34 protein-coding genes, 2 tRNA genes, 1 rRNA gene and 1 pseudogene are annotated in these 25,519 nt (G+C 40.5%); 21 read left to right on the plus strand and 17 right to left on the minus strand.

Annotation, left to right across the window (positions count from 1 at the left end; all coding sequences use genetic code 11):
- Positions 1–123: 123 nt before the first annotated feature.
- From rrf to tsaD, 7 genes are all read left to right on the plus strand, one after another.
- Positions 124–239, plus strand: a 5S ribosomal RNA gene (rrf, locus tag VQ00_RS16580).
- Positions 240–272: 33 nt separating this feature from the next.
- A tRNA-Met gene (locus VQ00_RS16585) sits at positions 273–346 on the plus strand.
- Positions 347–352: 6 nt separating this feature from the next.
- Positions 353–429 (plus strand) — tRNA-Asp (locus VQ00_RS16590).
- Between the two features lie 104 nt (positions 430–533).
- Positions 534–1,016, plus strand: a complete 483-nt coding sequence (tsaE, locus tag VQ00_RS16595; RefSeq protein WP_046181243.1) for a tRNA (adenosine(37)-N6)-threonylcarbamoyltransferase complex ATPase subunit type 1 TsaE — start codon at positions 534–536, stop codon at positions 1,014–1,016.
- Positions 997–1,704, plus strand: coding sequence for a tRNA (adenosine(37)-N6)-threonylcarbamoyltransferase complex dimerization subunit type 1 TsaB (tsaB, locus tag VQ00_RS16600; RefSeq protein ID WP_046181244.1), 708 nt, complete (start codon positions 997–999; stop codon positions 1,702–1,704). Before tsaE ends, tsaB begins: the two co-directional genes overlap by 20 nt.
- Complete coding sequence (gene rimI / locus VQ00_RS16605; protein ID WP_245618145.1) at positions 1,691–2,143, plus strand: ribosomal protein S18-alanine N-acetyltransferase; 453 nt, start codon at positions 1,691–1,693, stop codon at positions 2,141–2,143. Before tsaB ends, rimI begins: the two co-directional genes overlap by 14 nt.
- A complete protein-coding gene (gene tsaD / locus VQ00_RS16610) occupies positions 2,143–3,162 on the plus strand; it encodes a tRNA (adenosine(37)-N6)-threonylcarbamoyltransferase complex transferase subunit TsaD (RefSeq protein WP_046181270.1) in 1,020 nt (339 codons plus the stop codon). The genes rimI and tsaD overlap by 1 nt, the downstream gene beginning before the upstream one ends.
- Positions 3,163–3,330: 168 nt before the next feature.
- Here tsaD and VQ00_RS16615 read toward each other — a convergent pair whose 3' ends face one another.
- The gene (locus VQ00_RS16615) at positions 3,331–5,253 is read right to left on the minus strand and encodes an ABC-F family ATP-binding cassette domain-containing protein (RefSeq protein WP_046181245.1); all 1,923 of its coding nucleotides are present in this window, start codon (positions 5,251–5,253) and stop codon (positions 3,331–3,333) included.
- 148 nt (positions 5,254–5,401) lie between these two features.
- Here VQ00_RS16615 and VQ00_RS16620 point away from each other — a divergent pair, with 148 nt between their 5' ends.
- The 3 genes from VQ00_RS16620 to tatC are packed head-to-tail and all read left to right on the plus strand — an operon-like array spanning position 5,402 to position 7,070.
- Positions 5,402–6,055 (plus strand): redox-sensing transcriptional repressor Rex, encoded by a 654-nt coding sequence (locus VQ00_RS16620; RefSeq protein ID WP_046181246.1) that lies wholly within the window; start codon positions 5,402–5,404, stop codon positions 6,053–6,055.
- Positions 6,056–6,104: 49 nt separating this feature from the next.
- Positions 6,105–6,290 carry a twin-arginine translocase TatA/TatE family subunit gene (locus tag VQ00_RS16625; RefSeq protein WP_156154107.1) on the plus strand — a complete coding sequence of 62 codons (186 nt, stop codon included), beginning with the start codon at positions 6,105–6,107 and terminating at the stop codon, positions 6,288–6,290.
- 18 nt (positions 6,291–6,308) lie between these two features.
- Positions 6,309–7,070 carry a twin-arginine translocase subunit TatC gene (gene tatC / locus VQ00_RS16630; protein ID WP_046181248.1) on the plus strand — a complete coding sequence of 254 codons (762 nt, stop codon included), beginning with the start codon at positions 6,309–6,311 and terminating at the stop codon, positions 7,068–7,070.
- Between the two features lie 12 nt (positions 7,071–7,082).
- Here the strand turns inward: tatC and VQ00_RS16635 are convergent, their stop codons facing one another.
- Together VQ00_RS16635 and VQ00_RS16640 are read right to left on the minus strand one after the other, a co-directional pair.
- Positions 7,083–7,277, minus strand: a complete 195-nt coding sequence (locus tag VQ00_RS16635; protein ID WP_046181249.1) for a YdiK family protein — start codon at positions 7,275–7,277, stop codon at positions 7,083–7,085.
- A 12-nt stretch (positions 7,278–7,289) separates the two neighbouring features.
- Positions 7,290–8,033, minus strand: coding sequence for a CPBP family intramembrane glutamic endopeptidase (locus tag VQ00_RS16640; RefSeq protein ID WP_046181250.1), 744 nt, complete (start codon positions 8,031–8,033; stop codon positions 7,290–7,292).
- 215 nt (positions 8,034–8,248) lie between these two features.
- Here VQ00_RS16640 and groES point away from each other — a divergent pair, with 215 nt between their 5' ends.
- Together groES and groL are read left to right on the plus strand one after the other, a co-directional pair.
- Positions 8,249–8,533: a co-chaperone GroES gene (gene groES / locus VQ00_RS16645; protein WP_046181251.1), complete on the plus strand. Its 285-nt coding sequence runs from the start codon at positions 8,249–8,251 to the stop codon at positions 8,531–8,533.
- Between the two features lie 121 nt (positions 8,534–8,654).
- Entirely contained in the window at positions 8,655–10,292 is a 1,638-nt protein-coding gene (groL, locus tag VQ00_RS16650; protein WP_046181252.1) for a chaperonin GroEL, read from the plus strand.
- A gap of 112 nt (positions 10,293–10,404) precedes the next feature.
- Here the strand turns inward: groL and VQ00_RS16655 are convergent, their stop codons facing one another.
- The 3 genes from VQ00_RS16655 to VQ00_RS16665 all read right to left on the minus strand — a co-directional run bounded on the left by VQ00_RS16655 (position 10,405) and on the right by VQ00_RS16665 (position 11,676).
- On the minus strand, positions 10,405–10,689 hold the full coding sequence (locus VQ00_RS16655) for a hypothetical protein (protein WP_046181253.1): 285 nt from the start codon (positions 10,687–10,689) through the stop codon (positions 10,405–10,407).
- A gap of 278 nt (positions 10,690–10,967) precedes the next feature.
- A complete protein-coding gene (locus tag VQ00_RS16660; protein ID WP_046181254.1) occupies positions 10,968–11,303 on the minus strand; it encodes a L,D-transpeptidase in 336 nt (111 codons plus the stop codon).
- Positions 11,304–11,439: 136 nt separating this feature from the next.
- Positions 11,440–11,676, minus strand: coding sequence for a hypothetical protein (locus VQ00_RS16665; RefSeq protein ID WP_046181255.1), 237 nt, complete (start codon positions 11,674–11,676; stop codon positions 11,440–11,442).
- Positions 11,677–12,626: 950 nt separating this feature from the next.
- Between VQ00_RS16665 and VQ00_RS16670 the strand changes: the two genes are divergently transcribed.
- Complete coding sequence (locus tag VQ00_RS16670) at positions 12,627–12,926, plus strand: IDEAL domain-containing protein (RefSeq protein ID WP_046181256.1); 300 nt, start codon at positions 12,627–12,629, stop codon at positions 12,924–12,926.
- Between the two features lie 349 nt (positions 12,927–13,275).
- The gene (locus VQ00_RS18725) at positions 13,276–13,536 is read left to right on the plus strand and encodes a hypothetical protein (RefSeq protein ID WP_172645598.1); all 261 of its coding nucleotides are present in this window, start codon (positions 13,276–13,278) and stop codon (positions 13,534–13,536) included.
- A gap of 393 nt (positions 13,537–13,929) precedes the next feature.
- Here VQ00_RS18725 and VQ00_RS16675 read toward each other — a convergent pair whose 3' ends face one another.
- The 4 genes and pseudogenes from VQ00_RS16675 to VQ00_RS18315 form a co-directional block, all read right to left on the minus strand.
- Positions 13,930–14,133: a hypothetical protein gene (locus tag VQ00_RS16675; protein ID WP_046181257.1), complete on the minus strand. Its 204-nt coding sequence runs from the start codon at positions 14,131–14,133 to the stop codon at positions 13,930–13,932.
- Positions 14,134–14,551: 418 nt separating this feature from the next.
- Positions 14,552–15,343 carry a DUF2935 domain-containing protein gene (locus VQ00_RS16680; protein ID WP_046181258.1) on the minus strand — a complete coding sequence of 264 codons (792 nt, stop codon included), beginning with the start codon at positions 15,341–15,343 and terminating at the stop codon, positions 14,552–14,554.
- 277 nt (positions 15,344–15,620) lie between these two features.
- Complete coding sequence (locus VQ00_RS18730; protein WP_046181259.1) at positions 15,621–15,815, minus strand: hypothetical protein; 195 nt, start codon at positions 15,813–15,815, stop codon at positions 15,621–15,623.
- Positions 15,816–15,960: 145 nt separating this feature from the next.
- Positions 15,961–16,209: pseudogene (locus VQ00_RS18315) on the minus strand (YmaF family protein); the annotation flags it as partial.
- Positions 16,210–16,661: 452 nt separating this feature from the next.
- Between VQ00_RS18315 and VQ00_RS16690 the strand changes: the two are divergent.
- On the plus strand, positions 16,662–17,012 hold the full coding sequence (locus VQ00_RS16690) for a YhjD family protein (RefSeq protein ID WP_046181260.1): 351 nt from the start codon (positions 16,662–16,664) through the stop codon (positions 17,010–17,012).
- A gap of 368 nt (positions 17,013–17,380) precedes the next feature.
- Here the strand turns inward: VQ00_RS16690 and VQ00_RS17840 are convergent, their stop codons facing one another.
- From VQ00_RS17840 to VQ00_RS16705, 4 genes are all read right to left on the minus strand, one after another.
- A complete protein-coding gene (locus VQ00_RS17840; protein WP_172645599.1) occupies positions 17,381–17,929 on the minus strand; it encodes a hypothetical protein in 549 nt (182 codons plus the stop codon).
- Positions 17,859–18,200, minus strand: a complete 342-nt coding sequence (locus VQ00_RS18735; protein WP_156154111.1) for a hypothetical protein — start codon at positions 18,198–18,200, stop codon at positions 17,859–17,861. Before VQ00_RS18735 ends, VQ00_RS17840 begins: the two co-directional genes overlap by 71 nt.
- A gap of 238 nt (positions 18,201–18,438) precedes the next feature.
- A complete protein-coding gene (locus VQ00_RS16700) occupies positions 18,439–18,759 on the minus strand; it encodes a hypothetical protein (protein ID WP_046181261.1) in 321 nt (106 codons plus the stop codon).
- Positions 18,760–19,080: 321 nt separating this feature from the next.
- Complete coding sequence (locus tag VQ00_RS16705; RefSeq protein ID WP_046181262.1) at positions 19,081–19,590, minus strand: YhcN/YlaJ family sporulation lipoprotein; 510 nt, start codon at positions 19,588–19,590, stop codon at positions 19,081–19,083.
- A gap of 305 nt (positions 19,591–19,895) precedes the next feature.
- On the opposite strand from VQ00_RS16705, the gene VQ00_RS16710 reads away from it, so the two are divergent.
- On the plus strand, positions 19,896–20,102 hold the full coding sequence (locus VQ00_RS16710; RefSeq protein WP_046181263.1) for a DUF1657 domain-containing protein: 207 nt from the start codon (positions 19,896–19,898) through the stop codon (positions 20,100–20,102).
- Positions 20,103–21,093: 991 nt separating this feature from the next.
- Here the strand turns inward: VQ00_RS16710 and VQ00_RS16715 are convergent.
- Together VQ00_RS16715 and VQ00_RS16720 are read right to left on the minus strand one after the other, a co-directional pair.
- The gene (locus VQ00_RS16715) at positions 21,094–21,336 is read right to left on the minus strand and encodes a hypothetical protein (protein ID WP_046181264.1); all 243 of its coding nucleotides are present in this window, start codon (positions 21,334–21,336) and stop codon (positions 21,094–21,096) included.
- A 390-nt stretch (positions 21,337–21,726) separates the two neighbouring features.
- Positions 21,727–22,164: a cell wall hydrolase gene (locus VQ00_RS16720; protein ID WP_046181265.1), complete on the minus strand. Its 438-nt coding sequence runs from the start codon at positions 22,162–22,164 to the stop codon at positions 21,727–21,729.
- A 488-nt stretch (positions 22,165–22,652) separates the two neighbouring features.
- Here VQ00_RS16720 and VQ00_RS19565 point away from each other — a divergent pair, with 488 nt between their 5' ends.
- The 5 genes from VQ00_RS19565 (at position 22,653) to VQ00_RS16735 (ending at position 24,282) form a co-directional block, all read left to right on the plus strand.
- On the plus strand, positions 22,653–22,778 hold the full coding sequence (locus VQ00_RS19565; protein WP_172645600.1) for an HPr family phosphocarrier protein: 126 nt from the start codon (positions 22,653–22,655) through the stop codon (positions 22,776–22,778).
- Between the two features lie 18 nt (positions 22,779–22,796).
- Positions 22,797–22,922 (plus strand): glycerate kinase, encoded by a 126-nt coding sequence (locus tag VQ00_RS19270; RefSeq protein ID WP_245618144.1) that lies wholly within the window; start codon positions 22,797–22,799, stop codon positions 22,920–22,922.
- A 47-nt stretch (positions 22,923–22,969) separates the two neighbouring features.
- On the plus strand, positions 22,970–23,188 hold the full coding sequence (locus tag VQ00_RS16725; RefSeq protein WP_046181266.1) for a hypothetical protein: 219 nt from the start codon (positions 22,970–22,972) through the stop codon (positions 23,186–23,188).
- A 135-nt stretch (positions 23,189–23,323) separates the two neighbouring features.
- Positions 23,324–23,806 (plus strand): spore coat protein, encoded by a 483-nt coding sequence (locus VQ00_RS16730; protein WP_082091636.1) that lies wholly within the window; start codon positions 23,324–23,326, stop codon positions 23,804–23,806.
- A gap of 44 nt (positions 23,807–23,850) precedes the next feature.
- Positions 23,851–24,282: a spore coat protein gene (locus tag VQ00_RS16735; RefSeq protein ID WP_046181267.1), complete on the plus strand. Its 432-nt coding sequence runs from the start codon at positions 23,851–23,853 to the stop codon at positions 24,280–24,282.
- A 390-nt stretch (positions 24,283–24,672) separates the two neighbouring features.
- Here the strand turns inward: VQ00_RS16735 and VQ00_RS16740 are convergent, their stop codons facing one another.
- Positions 24,673–25,017 carry an Arm DNA-binding domain-containing protein gene (locus VQ00_RS16740; protein WP_046181268.1) on the minus strand — a complete coding sequence of 115 codons (345 nt, stop codon included), beginning with the start codon at positions 25,015–25,017 and terminating at the stop codon, positions 24,673–24,675.
- Positions 25,018–25,519: the final 502 nt, after the last annotated feature.

The raw sequence follows: 25,519 nt of genomic DNA on the forward strand, positions 1-25,519 counted from the left end.
AAAGCTTCAGGCAGCCGTATTTGGCTGCCTGAAGCTGGACAACGTAAGAAAACCGGTTTTTTATGCCCATACAATGAACGCTTTTATCCAGTTTTGAAAGAATACTTCTTTCAAACTTCATAGTCAGGTGGCTACAGCGAAGAGGTCACACCCGTTCCCATCCCGAACACGGCAGTTAAGCTCTTCAGCGCCGATGGTAGTTGGGGGGTTCCCCCTGTGAGAGCAGGACGCCGCCTGGCTGTGAATCAAATATTTATATTCATTTTTATCGTCGCGGGGTGGAGCAGCTCGGTAGCTCGTCGGGCTCATAACCCGAAGGTCGCAGGTTCAAATCCTGCCCCCGCAATCGTTTGGTCCGGTAGTTCAGTTGGTTAGAATGCCTGCCTGTCACGCAGGAGGTCGCGGGTTCGAGTCCCGTCCGGACCGCCATTTACTTTTAGATTACACAAGTATTCGATATAATAACAATATAATCAGAAACCTTAGGATCATCACTATCCTAAGGTTTTTTTTCGAGGAAAGAAGGTAGATAGATGACATCCTCTTATACATGGATTATGAATAATTTGCAGGACTTAAATTGCTTTGCGGAAACACTCGCATCTGTTCTTCTTCCAGGAGACGTCATATTGCTTGAAGGTGATTTAGGAGCGGGGAAAACAACATTTACACAGCATTTAGCAAAGGCACTCGGCGTAGCAAAAAACGTGAACAGTCCAACGTTTACCATCATTAAAGAATATGAAGGAATTTATCCCCTCTACCATATGGATGTGTATCGATTAGGGGAAGAATCCGAAGAAGATTTAGGATTCGATGAATACTTTTTTGGAAATGGCATTACCGTTGTGGAGTGGGCGCATTTAATTGCTGATCAGCTTCCGGAAGAGTATATACAAATTAACCTTTTCCACACAGGTGTGGAAGGACAGCGCAAAATACAATTAACAGTAAACGGGGATCGATATGACCGCGTTCTTGAGAAGGTGAAGACGATTGAAAACGTTAGCGATTGATACATCCACTTATACATTGTCGATTGGCTTAGCAGACGGGGATGTCATATTGGCTGAGCAGGTGACAAACGTGAAAAAAAATCACTCGGTTCGGGTCATGCCTGCTATTCAGTCATTAATGAACGATGTGGAGATAAAACCGGAAGATTTAGAAAAAATCATTGTCGCTAATGGTCCCGGCTCTTATACAGGTGTCCGCATTGGTGTCACGATTGCAAAAACGCTGGCGTGGACGTTAAATATTCCGATTGCTGCTGTTTCAAGTCTTGCGTCGTTAGCGGCGTCAGCACCGGTTATTGACGGGCTTGTTTGTCCAATATTTGATGCGCGGCGGGGCCGAGTGTTTACTGGTTTATACCGTTTATCAAATGGGACAGTAGAAACGATGATTGAAGACCGAAATGTGTTAGTAACGGATTGGTGCGAAGAGCTGCTTCAGCAAAATGAAAAAATCCTGTTTGTCGGCCAGGAAAGCATTCTGCATGAAAAAACAATTGCGGAACAAATGGGTGAATCGGCTGTATTTGCCGGAAAAGCCGTGCCTTACACACGCCCGGCTGCTCTTTTAACGCTCGGAAAAGAAACAGAGAACAATCCGGCAGAAGTGGTGCCGAATTATGCGCGTCTGGCCGAAGCGGAGGCAAAATGGCTAGAAGCGAATGAAAAGAAGACGAATGGCGGTGAGTGATCTGCACATTCGACCAATGGTCATAGAAGACATTCCAGCTGTACTTGAAGTAGAACTGGCCAGCTTTACGATTCCGTGGCCGAAAGAAGCATTTGAACGGGAAATCGCGATTAATCAATATGCCCATTATTACACGGCTGAACAGGACGGCCTTATTGTGGGCTATTGCGGTATGTGGGTTGTGTACGATCAAGTGCAGATAACGAACATCGCCATTTTGCCTGAGTTTCGAGGGAAAGGCTGTGGCAGCGAACTGCTTGGCTTTATGATCGAAAAAGCGAGGGGATATGGAGGGTCCGTTCTTTCACTTGAAGTTCGGGTCAGCAATATTTCTGCGATGACATTATATAAAAAATTCGGTTTGCAGCCGGGTGGAATCCGGAAGCAGTACTATACCGACAATCAAGAAGATGCTTTAGTAATGTGGGTGAATTTATGATGAAAAAAGACACATATATTTTTGGGATCGAAACAAGCTGTGATGAAACGGCAGCGGCCATCGTGAAAAATGGCACTGAGATTGTGTCAAACGTTGTATCGTCACAAATTGAAAGTCATAAACGATTTGGCGGCGTCGTGCCGGAAATTGCATCGCGTCATCACGTAGAGCAGATTATTTCGGTGCTCAATAAAACACTTGAACAGGCAGGATTAACATTCAGTGATATGGACGCAATTGCTGTAACGAAAGGACCTGGACTGGTCGGTGCTTTGTTAATCGGCGTCAATGCGGCAAAGGCGATTGCATTTGCTCATAATTTGCCGCTGATCGGTGTTCATCATATTGCCGGACATATTTATGCCAACCGGCTTGTGAAAGAAATGACGTTCCCGCTCCTTTCGCTCGTCGTGTCAGGCGGTCATACGGAGCTTGTGTATATGAAGGAACATGGATCGTTTGAAGTGATCGGAGAAACACGCGATGATGCGGCGGGAGAAGCATATGATAAAGTCGCGCGTACATTGCATCTGCCTTATCCGGGGGGGCCGCATATTGACCGTCTGGCAGCGGAAGGACAGGATACCTATGGGCTGCCGCGTGTCCGTTTAGAAGAAGGATCCTATGATTTCAGCTTCAGCGGCTTAAAATCAGCCGTTATTAATACGGTTCATAATGCGGAACAACGGGGAGAAGTTATTATTCCGGAAAATCTGGCTGCCAGCTTTCAAGCGAGTGTCGTTGAAGTGCTGACGGAAAAAACGGTTCGTGCCGCAAAAGAATACAATGTCAAGCAAGTACTGCTCTCAGGTGGTGTTGCGGCCAATAAAGGGCTGCGTACATCGCTTGAAACGGTTTTTAGTGAACTGAAAGAGGTGCAGCTCGTCATTCCGCCTTTGTTGCTTTGTACGGACAATGCAGCAATGATCGCGGCAGCGGGAACAATCTTATTTGAGCAAGGGAAACGGGATGGGATGGACATGAATGGTGATCCTGGTTTAGATATTGAAACGTTTTAATCAATGGGCATTCTAAAGAGAATGCCTCTTTTTTTTGTGAATAAAGGGGGATAAGATGGTCCACATCCTGTGGGTAATGTGTATAAAACTGTGGAAACCCTTGCAAATAGCAGAATTTTCTTTGTTTTTCTGTGGATAAAAAAAGAGAGGCTGTGGATAGCCTCTCACTTAATGGGATTGCAATTGCTCCCATTCATCCATTAATTGTTCGATCGCTTTATTCGCTTCATCGAGCTGCTGCTGAAGTGCCAGTGATTTTTCGTGATCTTCATAAATATCCGGCAGACAAAGAAGCTCTTCCGCTTCGGTTATTTTTTCTTCGTACACGCCAATTTCTATTTCAATCTCTTCAATGCGCCGCGCTTTTTGCCGGTCTTTTTTTCGCTGTTCTTTATCTGTTTTATACGAATCAGCGGCCGCTGGTTTTGCAGCCTTCGCAACAGTTTGAACAGATTCAAGCGCGGCCAGCTCTTCTTGTTCAGTTTTCTTTTCAACATAGTAATCATAGTCGCCGAGATAGACGGTGACGCCTTCTTTGTCGAGTTCGATCACTTTTGTGGCAATCCGGTTAATAAAATAACGGTCATGAGACACGAACAAAAGTGTTCCTGGATAATCAATCAGGGCATTTTCCAGCACTTCTTTGCTGTCGAGGTCCAAATGATTGGTCGGTTCATCGAGAATAAGAAAATTCGCTTTTTGCATCGTCAGCTTTGCTAGTGCAAGCCGGGCTTTTTCGCCGCCGCTTAAGGCGGCAACGGGTTTCAGCACATCATCTCCTGAAAAAAGAAAGCTTCCGAGAATAGAACGAATATCTTTTTCTGATGTGCCCGGATAGTCATCCCACAGCTCTGAAAGCACCGTTTTTTTTCGGTTTAAATGAGACTGCTCCTGATCATAGTAGCCGATTTCGACGCCGGCACCGTGCCCAATACGGCCGTCAATCAGCGGGAGGGCACCGGTAATGGATTTCAATAATGTCGACTTGCCTGCACCGTTCGGTCCAACGAGTGCGATGCTGTCACCTCGTGTAACGGAAAAGGACAAATCCATTCCAATTTTTTCGCCATTGTAGCCGATCGCTGCTTGATCAATGTTCAGCACTTCGTTTCCGCTTTGCCGATTAATGTCAAAAAGCATACCAGGCGGTTTTTCGTCGCCGTCCGGACGTGCCATCATCTCCATACGATCAAGCTGCTTACGCCGGCTTTGGGCTCTTTTTGTTGTAGATGCCCGGGCAATATTGCGCTGAATAAAGTCCTCAAGCTTTGCGGCTTCTCCCTGCTGCTTTTCGTACTGTTTCATTTCCCGTTCAAACTGCTCGGCTTTTTGCGTTAAATATTTGCTGTAGTTACCGGTGAATTTGCGGATTTTATGGCGGGAGACCTCATATACCTGGTTCACGGTTTTATCCAGAAAGTAGCGGTCATGGGAAACGATCAGAATCGCGCCTGAATAGCCTTGCAAATAGTTTTCCAGCCAGGAAAGGGTATCGATATCGAGATGGTTAGTCGGTTCATCGAGAATTAAAATGTCTGGCTTTGTGAGTAGCAGCTTAGCAAGGGCAAGACGTGTTTTTTGTCCGCCGCTTAATGTGGAAATAAGTGTGCTATAATCATAATCGTGGAAACGGAAGCCGTGTAAAATCGAGCGCAAGTCTGCTTCGTATTGATAGCCGCCTGCTTCTTTAAATTCGTTTTGCAGCTGATCGTAGGCAGTCATGACTTGATTGTACCTTGCCGTGTCACTGTATACATCCGGGTTGGCCATATCCGCTTCAAGCGCCCGCAGTTTTTGTTCCATGTCACGCAAGTTGTCAAAAACGCTGTTCATTTCGTCCCAGATGGACAAATCGGATTCAAGACCAGTATCTTGCGCCAGGTAGCCAATTGTCACATCTTTTGGTTTCATAATGGCGCCTTCTTCATGAGAAAGCTGTCCGGCAATTATTTTTAATAGCGTCGATTTGCCGGCGCCATTGCGGCCGACGAGCGCGATCCGGTCTCCCGTTTGCACCTCGAGCTTAATATTCGATAAAATAAGTTCAGCTCCATAATATTTCGAAAGCTGCTGTACTTGCAGAAGAATCATGTTTTTCACCTCACTCTACACTTTACTTGAGGTCCGCGCTCCCGGCAATGAAAAAGAAGCAGTTCTTGTGAAAAACGATACAAAGATTTATGATTGTATTAGGCCGTAAAAAGAAACATGGAAGCGGTATCACGTTGGAGGGAAGAAAATGAATAATGATTCTATGAAAATACCACAGGCAACGGCGAAGCGTCTGCCTTTATATTATCGGTTTATCCAAAACCTGCACTCATCTGGAAAACAGCGGGTATCATCTGCGGAATTAAGTGAGGCAGTTAAAGTGGATTCGGCGACGATCCGGCGGGATTTTTCGTATTTCGGTGCGCTGGGCAAAAAAGGCTATGGCTACAATGTCAGCTATTTATTGTCTTTTTTTCGAAAAACGCTTGATCAAGATGAAGTAACCAATGTGGCGCTTATTGGCGTTGGGAATTTAGGGACTGCTTTTTTAAAGTACAACTTTCTGAAAAACAACAATACGAAAATTCAAGTCGCATTTGATGTAGAAGAAAGCAAAGTTGGCACAAAAATTGGTGATGTGTCGATTCACCATATGGATGATCTCGAAAAGACACTGTCCGATTTGAATGTACCTGTCGCGATTTTAACGATTCCGCAAGCAGCAGCGCAGCCGATTACCGATCGGTTAGTGGCGGCGGACATTAAAGGGATTTTAAACTTTACCCCGGCTCGGCTCAATGTCCCGCCGGAAATCCGCGTTCATCACATCGATCTGGCGATTGAGCTGCAGTCGCTTGTGTATTTTTTGAAAAATTATCCGGACGAATCTGTCGAAAAATGATCATGGAATTAAGGACTTAAATCAGTTATGATAAGGAAAAGGGAGGTGTGTGCCAATGGTAGGTGTTGGCAGCATGGTTGTAATCGGCGCAGCAGCGCTTTTGATTTTCGGACCGAAAAAACTTCCGGAACTCGGACGAGCAGCCGGTGATACATTGCGTGAGTTTAAAAACTCAACAAAAGGATTAGCCGATGATGATGACGATCAGACAGAGGACAAAAAAGAGTCCAAGTAATGTTAGGATGATTGACAAATGAGTCAGCAGGACATGACGATATATGAACATTTAGAAGAATTTCGAAAACGGCTGGTGATTGTCGTCGTTTTCTTTTTTATTGCTGTGATTGCCGGGCTGGTTTTCGCGAAGCCAATCATTCATTACTTGCAGCATGCCGATGAAGCGGCGGCATTAACAATGAATGCGTTTCGCGTGACCGATCCGTTGAAAATTTATTTTCAAATGGCATTTGTAATTGGCATTATTTTAACGTCGCCGGTTATTTTATATCAGCTCTGGGCATTTGTAAGCCCGGGCCTGCATGAAAAAGAACGGCGGGTCACGCTCAGTTACATCCCGGCGTCCGTTCTGCTGTTTCTTGGCGGGCTCTCTTTTTCCTACTTTGTTTTATTCCCTTATATCATTCATTTTATGATGGAGCTGTCCGGGGATTTAAATATCGAGCAGGTTATTGGCATTAATGAATATTTCCAGTTTTTATTTCAAACGACTATTCCGTTCGGCTTTTTGTTTCAGCTGCCGGTTGTCACGCTGTTTTTAACGCGTCTTGGCATTGTGACACCGCAGTTTTTAAGCCAGATCCGCCGTTATGCGTATTTTATTTTACTCGTTATTGCAGCGCTGATTACACCGCCTGACATCATTTCGCATATGATCGTGAGCATGCCGCTGTTTATCTTGTATGAAGTGAGCATTTTTGTCTCGAAAATCGGCTTCAAAAAAGCGCAGCAGGCAGAAGCCCGTGCAGCAATGCAAGATGAAAAATCCGTCCAATAAACTGGACGGATTTTATTTTTGCTTATTTTTCAGTTTAAAATGTGTAAACATGAGACGGATGCCGGTGCCGATATCCATCGTTGCCAGCAGAATAAGCAAGTATGTGAAAAAACCGAACTCGTTGTTGTTCACATCTTGAATCGCGAGAAACACGAAAAAGATGCCGAGTATATTAAAAAAGATGCCTCTTGTGAAATACGACTGCACATTTTCTCCTCCTTAAAACCATCTGATCCATTGCGACATTTGTTCCATTTTCTCCGCTTTTCGGATCATTTCCTGAATCTCGTCCGCAAATACATACTGTATAAGCACAACGAACGTGTTCATCGAAACGTGCGCTACAATCGGCACGATAATTCTTTTTGTTTTCACGTAAAGAAATGCGAATGTAAAGCCCATCGCCGCATATAATATCGTGTGCTCGAGTTCCGCGTGCGCCACAGAAAACATAAGCGAGCTAATAAGCGCCGCAAAGAAAAACGGCAGCCGGTTGTAAAGCGAACCGAAAATAATTTTGCGGAAGACGATCTCTTCTAAGATAGGACCGAAGACTGCAACCGCCAAAATGACTAGTGGCACACCTTTGACGAGCTCAATAATGTCCTGCGTATTTTCTGAGCCTTGTGGGATGCCGAGTCTTGTTTCGATGCTACTGGCTATGATTTGAGCGGCAAAAGCCATGAATACACCAAGAATAGCCCAGAGCGCCGCGAAATGAAGCGGAACAGGTTTCTGGCGCTCAATATCATTTCTGTACGTCGACCGCCATAAAATAAGCAGGATAATGAGCGTCGCCAGCGAAAAACTGATCACCGTCCAGTATCCTGGGACAAGCGTTTCCATTCGGATGGGTTCGACCCCAAGCGCCACGCCAGTTTTATAAAGAAGCGGTCCCCCGGCAATACCGGAGAGTTGCATCAAGATATACGTGATTAAAATAAACCCATATTCTTTTTTCACAAAAAAACCCCTTTATTAAGATCAAAGCCCTCAAATGGGCATCCTGTTCTTATTGTACTATTGAACAGAACACGCTTCAAATAAGCAGTCTGAAAATTTTTTAGCTTTACGCTTGCAAACGAGATACGGTTTCCTTTATGATAATACTTGTGTTAGCACTCATTAGAGTAGAGTGCTAATAAAACTTATTTAACCATTTTTGAGGAGGGTTTCACTTGTTAAAACCACTAGGTGACCGCGTAGTAATTGAACTGGTAGAATCTGAAGAAAAAACAGCCAGCGGAATTGTACTTCCTGATTCAGCAAAAGAAAAACCACAGGAAGGCAAAGTTGTGGCAGTTGGAACAGGACGTGTTCTTGACAGCGGTGAGCGTGTAGCACTAGAAGTTGCTGAAGGCGATCGCATCATCTTCTCAAAATACGCAGGAACAGAAGTGAAATACGAAGGCGTAGATTACTTGCTGCTCCGTGAAAACGACATTTTAGCTATTATCGGCTAAGACCCACACGAAGTGGGTTAAAAAGGCGCTGCCGCAGGACGCGGCGTAGTTAGCCTTTGATCCCCTATACATGAAACGAAACGACTAATAGAATCATTAATTTAAAGGAGGCACTTTTAAAATGGCTAAAGATATTAAATTCAGTGAAGACGCACGCCGCGCAATGCTTGCTGGTGTAGACAAGCTTGCAGATGCCGTAAAAGTAACGCTTGGACCAAAAGGACGCAACGTCGTATTGGAGAAAAAATTCGGTTCGCCGCTTATTACAAATGACGGTGTGACAATTGCGAAAGAAATCGAGCTTGAAGACGCATTTGAAAACATGGGTGCAAAGCTTGTAGCAGAAGTAGCAAGCAAAACAAACGATGTAGCCGGTGACGGTACAACAACTGCAACGGTTTTGGCGCAGGCGATGATTCGTGAAGGTCTTAAAAACGTAACAGCAGGCGCAAACCCTGTCGGCATCCGTAAAGGTATGGATAAAGCAGTTGCAGCAGCTGTTACAGAGCTAAAAGCTATTTCAAAACAAATCGAAGGCAAAGAATCGATTGCACAAGTTGCGGCGATTTCATCTGCTGACGAAGAAGTTGGCCAATTGATCGCAGAAGCAATGGAGCGCGTTGGTAACGATGGCGTTATTACAATCGAAGAATCAAAAGGCTTCACAACAGAGCTTGACGTTGTAGAAGGTATGCAATTTGATCGCGGCTACGCATCTCCATACATGATCTCAGATTCTGACAAAATGGAAGCGGTCCTTGAAAATCCGTATATTTTGATTACGGATAAAAAGATTACAAGCATCCAGGAAATCCTGCCAGTGCTTGAGCAGGTTGTTCAGCAAAGCAAACCGCTTTTATTGATCTCTGAAGATGTAGAAGGCGAAGCGCTTGCAACACTTGTTGTAAACAAATTACGCGGCACATTCAACGCAGTAGCTGTTAAAGCACCTGGCTTCGGTGACCGCCGTAAAGCAATGCTTGAAGATATCGCAGTCTTAACAGGCGGCGAAGTGATCACAGAAGAGCTTGGTCTTGAACTGAAAACAACAGATATCACACAGCTTGGCCGCGCTTCTAAAGTCGTTGTGACAAAAGAAAACACAACGATCGTTGAGGGCGCTGGCGATTCACAAAACATCGGCGGCCGCGTCAGCCAAATCCGCGCGCAGCTTGAAGAAACAACATCTGAATTCGACCGTGAAAAACTGCAGGAACGCCTTGCAAAACTAGCGGGTGGCGTAGCGGTAATCAAAGTCGGCGCAGCAACAGAAACAGAACTAAAAGAACGCAAACTACGCATTGAAGATGCCTTGAACGCAACACGCGCAGCGGTTGAAGAAGGTATCGTATCCGGTGGTGGTACAGCGCTCGTGAACGTATACAACAAAGTAGCCGCAGTAGAAGGCGAAGGCGATGTCGCAACAGGCGTGAAAATTGTCCTTCGTGCCCTTGAAGAGCCAGTCCGTCAAATCGCGTACAACGCAGGTCTTGAAGGCTCGGTAATCATCGACCGTCTGAAACGCGAAGAAATCGGCATCGGTTTCAACGCAGCAACAAGCGAATGGGTCAACATGATCGATACAGGTATCGTCGACCCAACGAAAGTAACACGCTACGCTCTTCAAAACGCAGCATCTGTCGCAGCACTGTTCTTAACAACAGAAGCTGTTGTAGCAGACAAGCCAGAACCAGCTGGAGCTGGCGGAATGGGCATGCCGGATATGGGCGGCATGGGTGGAATGGGCGGCATGATGTAATATCATCCCCCGAAAAAGCGTCAAACCTTGATTTATAAGGGTTTGACGCTTTTTTATTTTCTTTAAATTTAAAAAAACTCATAGTTAGAAAATGAATTGCTTCTTATTCTTCTTAAAATTGATCCCCCGATTGAAATTCATGTAGAAAACAGCCTTGATGTACATTGTAGTCAGTGATGAGCATAAAAAGAGCAAAAACATAAAAGCACAGCTTATATTGCGATTGTTGCTTACCTGATTTTGCTGGTATTGCAGCCACTATTGGGATGGCTGGATGGATTGATTTAATAACGACAAAAAAGCGCTCTTTGATTTCAGAGAGTGCTTTCTTTATAAGAACAGGAGTTGAGATTGTGAGGAAATCCAGTGAGATATCATCCTTTTTTAATGATATCATATTGAAATTTCGAAATTTTATTCAACAGTACGTCCAGCATGTAAAGTAAGAAGAATGAACTAACCGTTCCTTTCTTCTTATTGATTATCATTTATCCTATTGCAGGATTTTTAGTGCAAAAAAGCAGTCAGGCAAGGACCTGCCTGCTAAATTGAGGTGGACATTTTAAAAGTGCCATTTTGTAATGCCGAAATCATTATGCGCCATTTAAGAATCGCTTATGCAAATAAAATGAAAAAGTTGAGCTAAAACATGTAGTAGAGAGGGGATTAACAGAGTCATTTATGAATAAAAACCCTAGTACCAATTGGAACGCTAGATGACAATTCTAGAACATCATGATTAAACATCCTAATACATCCATGTGAGACATTCTTGCCAATTGAAGCTGGGTTATTTGTTCCGTGTATCCCATAATGAGGTTTTGACAATCCCATCCAAAGCACGCCAAATGGTCCGCCCGGATTAAGCTGTTTATTGATAATTGTGTATGTTCCAGAAGGTGTGGGTGACAAGATTTTACCAACTGCAATCGAATACGTTTTTATGAGTCTGTTTCCATTAAAAAGTTTTAATTGATGTTGTGATGTTGATACGTCAATCAACATCGCCATAAAAACCACCTCCATTTTTAAAAAATCACCTGAAGAGGCGCCCGGGAGGAATATGAAATAGACCCGAGCTAAGTGGAGAAATCAATAAAATGAGTGAAGCAGCTAAATGTTTACTGTCTTTTAGAGATTTCTTTCGTTAAGCAATCAATTTTTTTTTCATTGCTGCTAACTGCTTTTGAAGTGGTTCGGAATTGGATTGATCTTGAGAGTCGCTGTTTGTTACGGCATCCAAAGCCATTAGCGCGGAAAGTGCTGCGATAGCGTCAGCAAAGGTTACAAGTCCTGAAACAACAACATCGAGTTTAGATGCATTTACTGCAGAAGACAGCGAAGAATCTTCCTGTTGAACAACCCTTAGATGACGTTTGCTCAATGCACTCCCTCCTGAAATGTAATGAGGACGATCTCCTTATAATATTATGTGGAAAATGCTGCGTTGTGATAAAGAAAAGGATTTTGAGAGATTTACAGTTTATGCGTTAAACCTAGGCCGTTAATATACCTGAAGTTTAGTTAAGAGGATGTTCCAGTTAGTTATCAAGATTTTAATTTTTTATTCAATAGTGCGTCCAAATTGCTAACTATCACAAAAAGGGCGTTCAAAAACTGAATAAGGGGTGACAGCCTTGCAGTTTTCAGAGGGAGATTGGGTCATTGTCGATGTTAGAGGCGGACCAGCTTCAAGGGATTTTCGCTCCGTCGGAAATTGCTTGAACAGACGATCGGGCAGGGAGTAACGGTAATAAAATATAAACAGGGGGAGTGGGGGAGGAAGCGGTGATCTTAGGTTTACACGAACAGTAATGGGAATTTGCAAGATAGAATAGTAAAGGTTCGAAGGATAATTTTGGAAAAAAGTAACTATTCCAGCCGAGAATAGTTACTTCGAAAATTTCTGAATAAGAGCAATGGAGGTATCCGGCTAAATTCATCATATGAAGCAACGATTGAGAAAATGACATTTAGTTCGCTGAATAGTGAACTTTCGCATATTATTTATGTCTTACTTTTTTTAGATAAGACAGGATCGTTGTTTTTAAAGAAGCTTAGGAACTGATGGCTGCATAACCATAAAACCATCCCATAACTAAGCCGGCAACTAAATGATCTATGTGGCTTATAAATATTGAAATTAATAAGCCGATTACCAGCACTATTGTTGGAATGAATGGTTTAGGAGGTTTAAAAAAGATTTTTATCAGCTGTGTTAGTACTAAGACAGCAGGAACCGCAATGACAGAGTCTAGAAAATCTATGAATTTACCGCCTTTTTATCCCTAATAAGGTTTGTGTTTTGCTTATTCAAAAAAAGGGGTGACAGCCTTGGAGATCGGAGCGTGGAAGAAAGTCAAAATTGGGGACGTTACAGTCATCAGATATGTCAGTCACATCGGTTATTCCGGCATTCAAATTGAAATAGTGAGAGTCGCCAGACTCAAAAACGGCGAAGTGAAATGGACAAAGCCAACGAGGCTGCTATTTGAGAAGCATCGTCTTGAACCCCTTGGCAGATTGTTGGATGAAAAGCAGGATAAAACAGCGCTTATTGATCTGGCGCTTCTTACGAAGGACAAAGAGTGGTTTGAGGAACTTACAGGAAAGAGAATGGGAGAGGGACAATGAGATGGCTTATCGATCAGTAGTGGTTGAGCAGCAATGGACACAAGAAGAAGTCAAAGCCTAATGTGCGAAAAAATTCGAATCTAAACTTCCAGCCTATTTGCGGAAAACGAAACAGAAAGATCAGTCAAAACGAACAGTCAATTCAAATGGGAATCTCAGCAAAGTACAGTATATCCTTTATGCGAGTTGATCGCTCAATCGTGTTACAGGCTCTAGGAATAAATTATAGTATATCAAAATAATAGGAGGTGGTAGAGTTGCTAGGAGCTGAAAACTTGATTAGAAGAATCGTTTATAGCCTGCCTGAAAAAAAATACTTGAATTTTTGGGGCTTAGGTTTCCATGTGGAGTGAATTGGATTGATCATATAGTGGGAATTTATGCGGGTTTTGATTATCCGAATGTAACGCCTGAAAAGCAGGCAGTAATTTACGAGTGTGCGTATCTCGCTGGAGTGGCCGCTACAACTCCTTTAGATGGAGTCGTGACAGCCTGTCAAAATGGAGTTGGATGTCCGGATGCTCTATCGGCTGATTTGCTGGCAGCTAATTCAATATTACGGGAAACATTTTTAAATGTATCGAGAGTTCAGGATTGCCGGATGACATAAAAAAACAGGTGGATATTGGTATTTGTCTAAGGGACGAATAATAAGGAAGAGCGGATTAAACCCGCTTCTTTTTATGCATAAAAACTGTACTATTCGAAAATGAAAAGGTTTATGATTATTAAATCAATACGATATGTTTTATTCAATACAACATATAAATTTAATGCGTTGTATTCAGAAAATGGTATTCAAGCAAAAATAGGCTTAATCCATTGATATATAAGGGATGAAGCCTGTTTTTAGTGCATAGTTCTAATGCAGCAAAATACCCTTATGCTGCATTGGGATATTTGAAATTAAAAAGAAAAAGTCCTTCGGGAAACCTTTATGTTTCTCTAATGATCAAGCACTAGTGCAGTTGTATGAAAACTGTTATGTACACTTCCTTTAGCTTTAAGGTTGCAACACCTCGACTGCATATATATAAACACTTTCAGGATTATTTTCTACTCTAACGCCTATTTCTTTTTTTATTAATTCCTCCGGTGCTTTACCTATACCGGCATTTATTTCTACAATTTCATATCGATCTGGTCCAACAGGCATATACAAACTTCCCACTTGTTTTGATGTTTGATACGTCACTCCAAATCTCATTTTCAACATCTCCAGTCCTTTTCTTATGATGTCTTTGAAGTCCATGTGCATGTAGAACCAAATTAAATTGTTTACGACACTTAATCTAGTCCATTTAGGGAAAGTATTTTTATTAAAAGGAGAAGATTAATTTCTTTAAGGGTATGGGCAAAAATGTAAAAAATTAATTTTTTTATGCTTTATTTGGCTTGTAAAATGAATTAATAAAGGCAGAGAAGCCCCAAAAATTTTTTTGAAGATTTCAGTTAGTATTAGTGCCTGATGCTTGTTTTTCGCAGTGATTTTTATCTATTTTTTTAAACTAGTGGTTAATATTCAAACACTGAAGTACGATTTATGTACCTTTCCGATTTTCCATATGTATATAATGACTGTCACCGACAGTCATTTTTTTATTTAAATGGCTTTATAATCTGTGTTAATTTGCTTTTTTAAGACTGGCCTCAAACATATCAATGATATGCAAGAACCTTTCGGCTTCACGGAAAACATGATCGGCCAGTAGAGGATGAATATTGCTTTTAATTTTACATTCCTCGATTAAATCCCGGGCTGTTTTCTTGAAATTTCGTAAAGAGACTACGGAAACCCGATTCCCATCCAGGAATTGGTTTAAGATTGGTCTTGTTTCGGATTGTGGACTCATCGAATCTAAATCAATCGCCTGGTAAAGCAGTTGGTCAAAATCATAACTAAACTCTCGTGCCTGCTCTACTAATTTTCTTTCGGAAGGATCAAGTAAATGCCCAATAAACTTGGCATGATCAGCCATAATTTTAAGGAAAAATACATTTTCCTTAATAATCGCTTCAGGTAAAGGTTTTAATTTACCTTCGTTTAATTCTTTTAAGCGCTTAGCAAAATAGGCAGCTTCACGACTTGTATGATCCACTAATAGTGCGTAGTTGTTTGACCTGATTTTACAACGTAAAATCAATCCCAGTACCTTACGTTTAAATGCCCAAATGGACGCAGCGGCTTGATAAACCTGACTGTTAAATTTTTTAATTAGTTGGGGATCTGTATGAATCGTGTATGTGCTCAATTGTTGTTCAATCTGTTCAAATACTCTAATAAATTGTTTTGCTTCCTCGATCAGTTCTTTGTCCTCATACGTAAACCCGAGACTTAAAAATAAAGCATGCTCTTTCATGATTCTGGACCAAAACCGTATTTCGTCTAAAGATCTGCTTACGAAAAGAGCATCCATCACTTATCCCCCTTAAATAATAAATGAAATTTACTTTAAGGTTATTCAGTGACCATATTAAACATGCGCTGGCTTACATTATGCATGTGTTCGTCAAGAAAGCTAAATGAGAATGACCAGAGGAGTGTATAAATCTTTATAGAGCAAATCCAAGGGAAATAGAACAAAAGAACCATTCAGTAAACTTTGCCTCAATTTTTTTCCCCTTTTCCCTTTACACCACATTAGGAGAAATAGAATAAGATGATGGAGAAGTGAAAAACGTAAGGGGAGGCTTTTACTTTGAAGGATTTTCACCCTGAAGAACAGTTCTCGTCATTAAGTGACAGTGATCATGTAGATGATGCAATGGAAGTGCAAATGCCATATTCTTATCCAAGACCAAGACCAAGACAGCCATATTATCCATATCCGCCGTATTATCAGCCATATCCACCATACTATTACCCATATCCGCCGTATTATCGGCCATATCCACGTTACCCCTATTATCCTGGGCGCGGAGGATATCCTTACGGAGGGCAGTCAGGCAGATACTGATGATGGCGCAATTATAGTGAAATACACCCCTTAGTGAAAGGCTGTCGGTCGGACTATCCGACAGCTTTTTCGGAGTTTCAAACGCTAGTGTTGCCGCTATATTTGTGGGAATGGGGATGAGAGCAGTTAACAGTCGTTATTCCCTGAAAGGTATGATAATGTCTGCCATCAGGCAGGGGGATAGCAGGACCAGTCACCCCACGGATTTCAGTCACCCCACGGATTTCGTGTTCGTGTCCATCATCAAAGGAAGTAACCGTAAAGTATCGATGAGTATGGGGTACTCCCGTAGGAGCAGGTTCCGTTGTGCCAGCATAGTGATGATGGAGGTGCAGATAATTTCTCTTACTAATATGCGGTAAAAAGGGATACTCCATAAACAGCAGCATATAGAGCATAGTCGAATCTCATTGTACATCACGGCAAGAAGTCTTAAAGAAAGCAATCCTGATTTCAGTATGGTTCTGGTTGTAGAAAGGGCTCTCCGTATTTTTCGGCAGCTCTCTTTGCCTGTCATAACGATCAATTTCTTAGTGTGAAAAGTAAAATTTATTTTGCTATTAACTTATTTCGCATAGCTGCTAGACATAAATTAATAAACCTCTGTTTTCCTAGTAAATAACTTAAAAAATTCATTTTTTTGAAAGGAATATCTCCTTTGAGAAAGAATCTTTAAGTTATGAAAGACTAATTAACGGGAGAGTTTTTGGTGCCGCATCTGCAAGAAAATCATTAATGAAGAAAATAGACATTTTTCCGCATTTAAGGGGGGCTAATCATGATAACCATTACAGATGAAGACAGAAAAATCGTTCACGACTATATCATAAACAATCTAACAATACGAAGCCTGCAGAGTGAAAGAAAAGAGGCTGAAAAATCGAATATAAAAATGAAAAAAGTCTATTCATCAGCTAATCAGTATCAAGAGATTCAAGCCCTAAAACAGTTGAAAGAATTGAGAAAAGAAATGAACCGGCGAGGGTTAAGAATCGTTGGGGAACACATGATAGATCACGATATTATTGAATTCCGTTATTTATGCCAAGGTGTTCCCGCACATATATGCATACAAGAGAAGGAACTTCAAAAGCTTATCAAAGAAAAACAATTCGAATTGCTGCGCTGAGCAACCTGTATAAAATTATTCAACAAGGAAAAATAAACCTTCAGAAAACCAAGAAGCATCTTGATCCTGTACAGAATCAAGATGCTTTTTATTTAAGCAACTACCTATCTTACGGATGGTGGCGTTTTTTCTTCTGGTCATCATCATCGCGTTTTTTCTTCATGAGTATAGTAACCTAAAGAAAAATCACCTCATTCTTAAAATTTCCAGATTCCAATCAAATAACTAGCACCTTTCATCGTATGTTTTCTTTCATAACCTGATGTAGGCTTTTCATTTTTTTTAAACACCAACTCTGACACCTGTTGATGACAAAACCATTTTCTCTTCCTAGGACGGTTATTAAAGAAGGAAAAAAGACTGATGAATTAAACAAAAGCGATAGAGACTAAGTTTGGCTGAAAAAACAAACTGAAGGTAACAGCCAAGGCAAAAATAAAGGATATTTTATTAGTGACCATGGATGATGCCGATAATGTGAAAATATTTTTGTATAAATAAGAAGCAAGGGCATCCGGATAGTCACCGTAGTTAATTTTATTTTGTTCATTGATGAACAAATCCAAAATAGAAGGATCTCCATTCAGCTCCCAGGATTGTCTGTACGGATCTGTGTATGGGCCGTTAGGTGAAAAAGTAAAAGGCTTATCGGATCCTGCCGCCGTTACATAACTGATCTCACCCTTCTTCCAGGCAATGAACCCAATCCTGGAATCGGTTTTTAACTTTGATGAAATATCAGAGAGCTTAATCGTTTCATCTTGTAGATAAATGTACGCCATACGTTCATTGACAGCTAAAGCAAGCTGCTTGTCAAATGATTCATCCGGTTGCCAAAACGTGTATTCATCTAATAACGTATTTACATCGATCAGCGCCTTGCTGCGGTGCAGATTGCCCGCTGTCACCATGTACAATCCAGACGGCCTTTTGAATCGCTTCCTCCCATGAAGGATAGGTGTTCAAGATCATCTGTAGCTGCTTATCCATTTCTTCAATTCCTTTACGCTCCTTTGGCCCATTTTTATGAAGCTGGTGGTCCATATCGGGGAAGTAGGCCAGCGTAAAGGGCGGTAATTGATCCTTTTGAATAAAGTACTTCAATTCATTTGCCGTAAATTGATTGTTTAATCCGATTGCTTTCCACATACGATTAGACCAATCATTTTCATGGTTGAATTGTGACAAGCTTCCCAAGGATAGAAGCGTCGGACTTTGTAGGCGTAATTAAAAAATACCAGCATAGACCAGCGATCATGAATATGAAAAGAATAACGGATATAACAATTTTGCGTATCATGACTTCACCCTTCTCTTTACATTGTGATTAGTATGGATAAAAAGAGAAAGGTGAATACTTAACTAAAAAAATAAAAAAGCTTATAGAACGGCCTTGATACAGGCCATATCTATAAGCTAAGCTGCTTTAATTTGATTTATTATTGCTCGGATTGGTTATACTTTGTTTCATATTGTTCGGTTTTTGGTTGGATGATTGCTGTTGGGAACTTTGGTTATTCATTATCCCTTGGAGGGGCTGTGCCATGTTTTGCGCGGCCTGCCCATTCATCATTCCCTGCACGGCCTGTGGAATTTGTTGGGCTGCAGATCCACTCATGAAACTCCGAATGGTTTGCAGGAACGGCTGGAAGGTTCCATTGCGCATTCCTCTTGCGAGTCCAAAAATAGCCGCCGCCATTGTTACCCAAGTAAATAATGAAGAAAGCATCCCATTACGATTATTCATGAAAATAACTCCCCTTCCTTTTATTTGATTTCGATAACACTGTTTTGAAAAGACTGACCAAACGTTTTTAGTATGTTGACACAGAAGGCTGGTTATTAGAGGTATTATTTTCCATGCTCTAATTTATTATCCCGTTGTTTTTTATTTCTGTAATTGCTGGAAGCCTGCTTCATTAAACTAATACGAGGATTTATGTGAGAAATTAACATCTGTAATAAGGCGTTTTGAATAAGTTAACAGGAGGGATAATGTTATTACAAAAGAGATGACGGTGCTTTCCGCCCTCTCTCTTTGGCCGTTCTTAGAACATGTTTCTTTTATTTAATGAGCATCAGGAAATACTCTTCGAACCATATCGCTAAATTCATCAACTAAGCCTCCGACTGGATCGCCTTCCTGAATCCGTTGACCATAGTCCTTCATTTGGTCTACAAAATCCGGATTGGCGGATACATATACCGTTTGAATAGCTGGATCTGAAGACTTTACGTGTTCGGCAATCTTGTTCTCTATATCCTCTGTTACTTCTTCATTTTTCCCATCACTCATAACGACAGCTACATATGCCGTTTGGTCTGCAACGATTACGTTTGCACTGTCTACTTCGTCTAATTCAGCTACGCGATCGGCAGCTTCTTCAGCAGCTTCAAACCGTGTTTGATCGTTATGATCCAGGTCAGTATCGTTTGTGTCATTATTCTCTTCATGGACGACATTTTCTGCTCCATTATTGTTATCCTTGTTCGTTGCTTCTTCATCTTGATTATTATTACATCCCATTAACGAGAAAATGGCCAGGGAAGCTGCCGCTAATATGCTTATTTTTTTCACTGTTATTCCTCCTCAAAGTAATGACCATTTTTAAATTAACCAATGAAAAGTTTTTTATCCATAGGAAGCTGGATAGTGAAAAAAGCAGCACCCGCTAAGAGTCCAGGCGTCATTTTGGAGGGAGTAACATAGGTGTTTCCTTTTTGCTGCAAAAATATAGACATGAAACAGCTTTACATGGATCAAAAAGAGTAAAGATGTGTATTGAGCCTTTTTCGCAATCTTGATAAATTTAAAAAACATAAAAAAGGTCCATTCTGGTCATCCTAAAACCGTTCTAAAAAAAACACAAGGAGGAATAAGCGATGACCGTTATCAGTGACGTAAAACAAACAATGGCTGGACTCAAAACCGTTCAGGCGAGTTTCGAAACATTTGCGCTTGGCACCGAAAATCAACAGGCAAAAACACTTTATCAGGATGCTGCTCAAAAAACACAGACGATTATTGATAATTTCTCTCCGCGCATCGAGCAAATTTTGCAAGAAGAACCTCAATATAAACAACAATAATCACCAAAAAAGGCTGGTTACCTTAGCCAGCCTTTTTTGTCTGTGAAAAAGAAAGAAGAATTTTAATTCTTTTGCGAAGGTAGGAAACACTGCCAAAATGGTTAGTTAGTATAGACCGAGGTCTTGTATTCGTGTCGGGGCTTTTCTTTATTACAAAATTACTGGGCAAAAAACAACTATCCGAATTGTCTTACTTTGAATATATCGTAGTATTATTATAGGGAGTATAGGGGCGGAAGCTGTTATCGTGTTTAAAAAAGCCGAGAAAAAATCTCGGCTTTTCTGCGTGCATTAGCTGTGTATACATGGAGTGCTAATAGTATTAGTTTTCCCTTTTTATAAATACGTATTCAAATTCATACTTTTTCTCATAGTACTTTTCATTTTGGCTTAATCTCATTTAAAACAAAATCGGAAAACGTTGATTCAAAGCCATTCTTTAAAAATATTTCCTTTAATTTTATAGGCGGCGTGATGGGCGGCATGATGTAATATAAAGCGTTGAACACAACGTTTTAAAGCATCATCCACCATCTCATTTTGGAAAGCAGTTACGGCTGCTTTTCATCCAAAATGAGAACTGGTCACGTAAATCAATTTTTTCTAAAGTATAGACTACTTCCTGAAAATAAGGAGGTAGTCTTTTTTTGTTGCTGAAATTTGCGTATCAAGACTTTTTGGATGACAGACGTTTCAAGAACACAACAAAGACCAACATCAAGAATTATGAAAACTTACTTGGGGAATTTGGGAGTTATTGCATCGAGAATGAGGTTGTACTACATGTACAAATACTTTAGCGACATACTTAAAATCATCTCAATGAACAGAGTTTTTGCGTGTGTTGTACGTATGAATAAAATTCTGTTTTTATCTTACCGTGCATATATACTCTTTAACCCTCTAGACTAGTTTTTTCTGTTCAGTCACACTGAACTAGGATTCGCTTTTAGGATTTGCTGGATGACATTGATAATTCAACAAAAAGAAATCAGACATCCTTGATGGTAACTCTAAATTCTTTTTTTCTGCCTTTCCTTTTCAGGCCATCAAGGTACATATTGGTTTTCTTGATATGTACAATATTAAATGTATAGCAGCCATATGCAGGAAGAGTGATTTCCTCAAACAACTCGAGAAATTCTTCTTGTGTACCTTCAAAAGTGAGAACATGGTATCCTGCTTCTCCTTTTCTAGGTTTCTTAGCAATATAATGTAAAGCTTCCTCAAGCATATCACCCTCCGCTTACTGTGTTTGTATATTGAGGGGCTTCCATTGCTTAGTTTCGAAATCACCAATCTATATCCCTATAAATTTCCGAAAGAAACTGCCCCTCAATTGTGCCCTTTTCGAAAGGCTACCCTGAAAATATCCTTCTAAAAAGACGTTTTTTCATGCGCCATGGTGCGAATCTTATTAGCATGGATGTCTCTGTTAAAGGCCATTGTTGATATTTGATGCCTATCCGAGTTGTTGTTATAATCCCTGTAAAAACAAGCGTTCGGTGGGGAGTTGAGCAAAGCGTTTAGTAACTTGTTAAAGTATATCGGCAAATTGTCACATACAGATAAAGAACGCCTGATGTTGTGTTGGAAAGGTTAAAAGCTTACTCAAAGAGTAAGCTTAACTATAAACATTATCACATGTTCCAGCTGCTGGTTCATAATAACAATGATTTTTATATTGACCAGAAAAAGGTTGACCGTACCATGTTGGAGGGCATGGAGCATATGGATTGAAATACCAAAGAGCATATTTCGCTGGGTGTTGTCTCCAATAATCCAAATTCTGTTTTGCTAATCTTTTTTCAGCAGTTCTAGCTTTCTGATAAAATAAAGTACCTTTTTGAACAGCTTCAAAAGAATAATTACTTCCTTGTATTTGATAAATAACATGGGGAATTGTTCTTAAATTGTTAAAGTCTGAACAATTTGCTTTAAGACGATTAACAATTACATTTCCAACATATAACATTCCCTGTTTTCCTTCGCCTTCGGCTTCTGCTCTCATCATCCTTGCCATTAATTCAACGTCCGAACTTCGGTAACCTACTCTTGGCATTTTTTCACCCCCAAAATATAGTATGAAAAAAAGCCTACATTGGTGTAGACTTTTTTCAAATAAAATCACCTTTGATCCTACGTCCAAATATATTTATGATGACCTTCTTTTTTATGAAATGATATACTATTTCCTTACATAAATAAAAAATTGTGAAGTAGTCTATACCTTCCTAGAAACTAATGAAACGTGACTATACCAATGAAAGTACCACGCTATGCTCTTCAAAACGCAGCATCTGTCGCAGCTCTGTTCTTAACAACAGAAGCTGTTGTAGCAGACAAGCCAGAACCAGCTGGTGCAGGCATGATGTAATATCATCCCCCGAAAAAGCGCCAAATCTTGATTTATCAGGGTTTGGCGCTTTTTTAATTTCTTCCTAATCAAAAAAACTCATAGCGAGAAAATATATTGTTTTTCGACCCTTCTAAATCTAAACCGCCGTATGGGAAATTATGAAGCAAACAATAAATTTATTGAGGTGCAAGATGGTACACAAAACCTTCTCTATTGCGGATAAAGTAGGAATTCATGCCCATCTTGCTTCAATGCTTGTACCAACCGCTTCAAAATTTAATTCTGAAATTTCATCTCTTTACTTATTCTCAAGGTAGATAAAGGAGGTGCTCCTTATGAAAGTGCTATTTGCCATTGATTCGTTTAAAGGAAGTATTTCTTCTTTAGAAGGCAGCAAGACCATTTCTCAAGGCATAAAGATGGTAAAAAAAAAACTACTCCCGTTTCCTCCTGGCGGATAACTGCATACATTGATATGAAGTGAATATCAAGAAAGGGAGTGGTATAGATGAGTGATTCACCTAAAAGTCCAAAAGTACTTTCCGACAAAGTCATTGATTTGCTTGTAAGTAATACCTTTCAAAAAAACGGGGTCAATATAGAGAAAGCCAAACAAAAGTTATCAGACGAACAGAAACAAGTGTTTAAAGAATTAGTAGAAGATCTGGCTAAGCAAGTGGACTCGTTTGTTAAACAGCCGTCCTCCAAACAAAAGGATTCAAAATAAATATTTTGTTTTCTAAAATCGCCTGTTTATAGGCGGTTTTTTATTTTTTTTTGAAACAGTTACATACGCCGTTACCTAAAGACTGATGACCTCATACGGTATTGTATAACATGAAAAAGGAGGTTTATTAGGACTATGTCAAAATATCAGGACGAGAACGAGTCCACTGAGAAGAAGTGCAACTGTAAGAAGTGTCAGAACAAAAATCGGCAGGGTGCACAAGATGACGAGAATATGCGCGATGATGCAGAGGTTTTGCAGGATGGTAATCAGAATTCCTTCATCGACCAAGAATCCGATGAACTAGTATGGATTAAAGATTCATGCAATATTGAAGTTCATTCAACAGACACGCAAGCAGCCGTTTCTCTTCAAGTGGGCTTGCAGCTAGCCATTGCTTTAGTGATCAGCATCACTGTTGGCGATTCAGATGAAGGCCAAACTGTAGCGCAAGAACTTCTCCAACAACTTGATGTTGAGCAAGTGAACAAACAGAAAATTCTTATTGAAAATTCAAAAGACGTCACTATCACAACAACTGACACAGACTTGGCTGTCAACATTCAGGCACTCCTAGAAGTGCTGCTTGCATTAGTGGCTACATTAGACGTTTTGTAATCAAAAGCCCTTTTTTTATTAAAAAATTGAGAGAGGTGAATAACATGAGTGAGAAAAAGTGGAGAGCATTGGATCATTGGGATAACAACAGTAATGAAAACGATGCAGACGTTTTGCAGGAAGCGGATCAGTCAGCTGCTACTGAACAGAAGTCCTTCGAATGGATCATCGTTAAAGATTCTGAAGATGTGGAGGTCCAAACAACAGATACGCAAGCAGCGTTATCTTTGCAACTAGGAATCCAGGCAGCTATCGCTGTCGTCATCAGCATCACTATTGGTGATACGGATCAAAGTAAAGGCGTCATTCAAGATCTCAAGCAGTTCATGAAGACGGAGCAGCAAAATACTCAAAAAACGGTCATTGAAGGGTCAAAGCATGTAAAAGTTACAACAACTGACACAGACTTAGCCGTAAATATCCAAGCATTACTTCAAATCCTCGTGGCCATTGTGGCCAAACTAGATGTTTTGTAATAGTTAGACGAGTTCAGAAAGAGAGGATATAGGTCAGTACATGGTCGAATAGTTAAGCAAGATAAACAAGAGAGCCATGGAGGCTGCTTAGAATCCTTGCACTTTCATATATTCACGTATTTTGTTAGATGCTTGTCCGAAATATTTGCAATTTTTTGTGTGCCATATTCTCTGGCCAAAAATCTGCAAAATCTATTTATTCCATCAAAATATCGTTCGTACATTTTAAAGCTGCCTTGCCAATTATGACGGGCAGTTTTTTTATATGGCTCCACAGATTTTGATGCGATTATCTTCTCTACTTAATCTCTCCTCTTCCTTTCTTTTAAGATTTTGCACAGGAAAATAAGGGTTTTCCCTCTTCTCGTATGAAATACTTAACACGAAAAGCTACGTTGGATGATGCTGATTTGTAATTCGCCGGAGCTGTGTATCTTGCCATAAATCCGTTGATTTCTCTAAAGCAATATGGCGAGCACGAACACTGCTTTCTTTAGCATGATGTCCATACCAAGTCAAAAATTCCGGAAGAAAGGCGGACACTTTCAGTTTTGCTTCTGTCTTTAATTCCCCGTCTTCAAATTGCGTCTCCAAAAGGACAGCAGCACGAATCGCTTCTTTTTCCGTCTTAAACGTAGATTTTGTTTTTTGACGCTGCTTTCCTGTTACAGGGTCAATCCCTAGGCTGACGTTATATCCCCATTTACCAGTTTTCGTTTGATAGATATAAGCCACTGGTTTTTACGCTCCTCATTAATTCTCTAACATAAGGTTAAGTAGGATTTTTATTTTGTCTCGATCTTTTTGGGATAAAATTTTTCCTTTGTAATAAACATTTCCGTCTCTTTCTAAGAGGTGATTCAAAGAAAAGAAGCGTTCTGTTAATTCTTCTTTTGGAACAGTTCGAATCACCTTTTCTCCTGTATGGTTTGTATATTCTTCTGCATTAAAGACATAGAAGGAGACTTTAGTGAAGTTATTTTTTTAAAAGATCTCCAGCTGTTCTTTTATATTTACCTAATCTTATTGATCCATCTATTCTATAACAGAATCTAAGTGATCATTAAGCCAGCTGTACAAGTCCTCTAGCTCTAAAGAATGGAATAAAGAATATAAATGTTGATCTGTAGGAGAAGACTTTGCGCCTTCAATATCTTAAATATATTGAACATCAAGACCACTTCTTCTGCTAATTTCTTAAAAGACCGTATCCGGAGATTGAAATCGAAAAAATTGA

This window comes from Domibacillus tundrae (assembly GCF_000970675.1).
Classification (GTDB): domain Bacteria; phylum Bacillota; class Bacilli; order Bacillales; family Domibacillaceae; genus Domibacillus; species Domibacillus tundrae.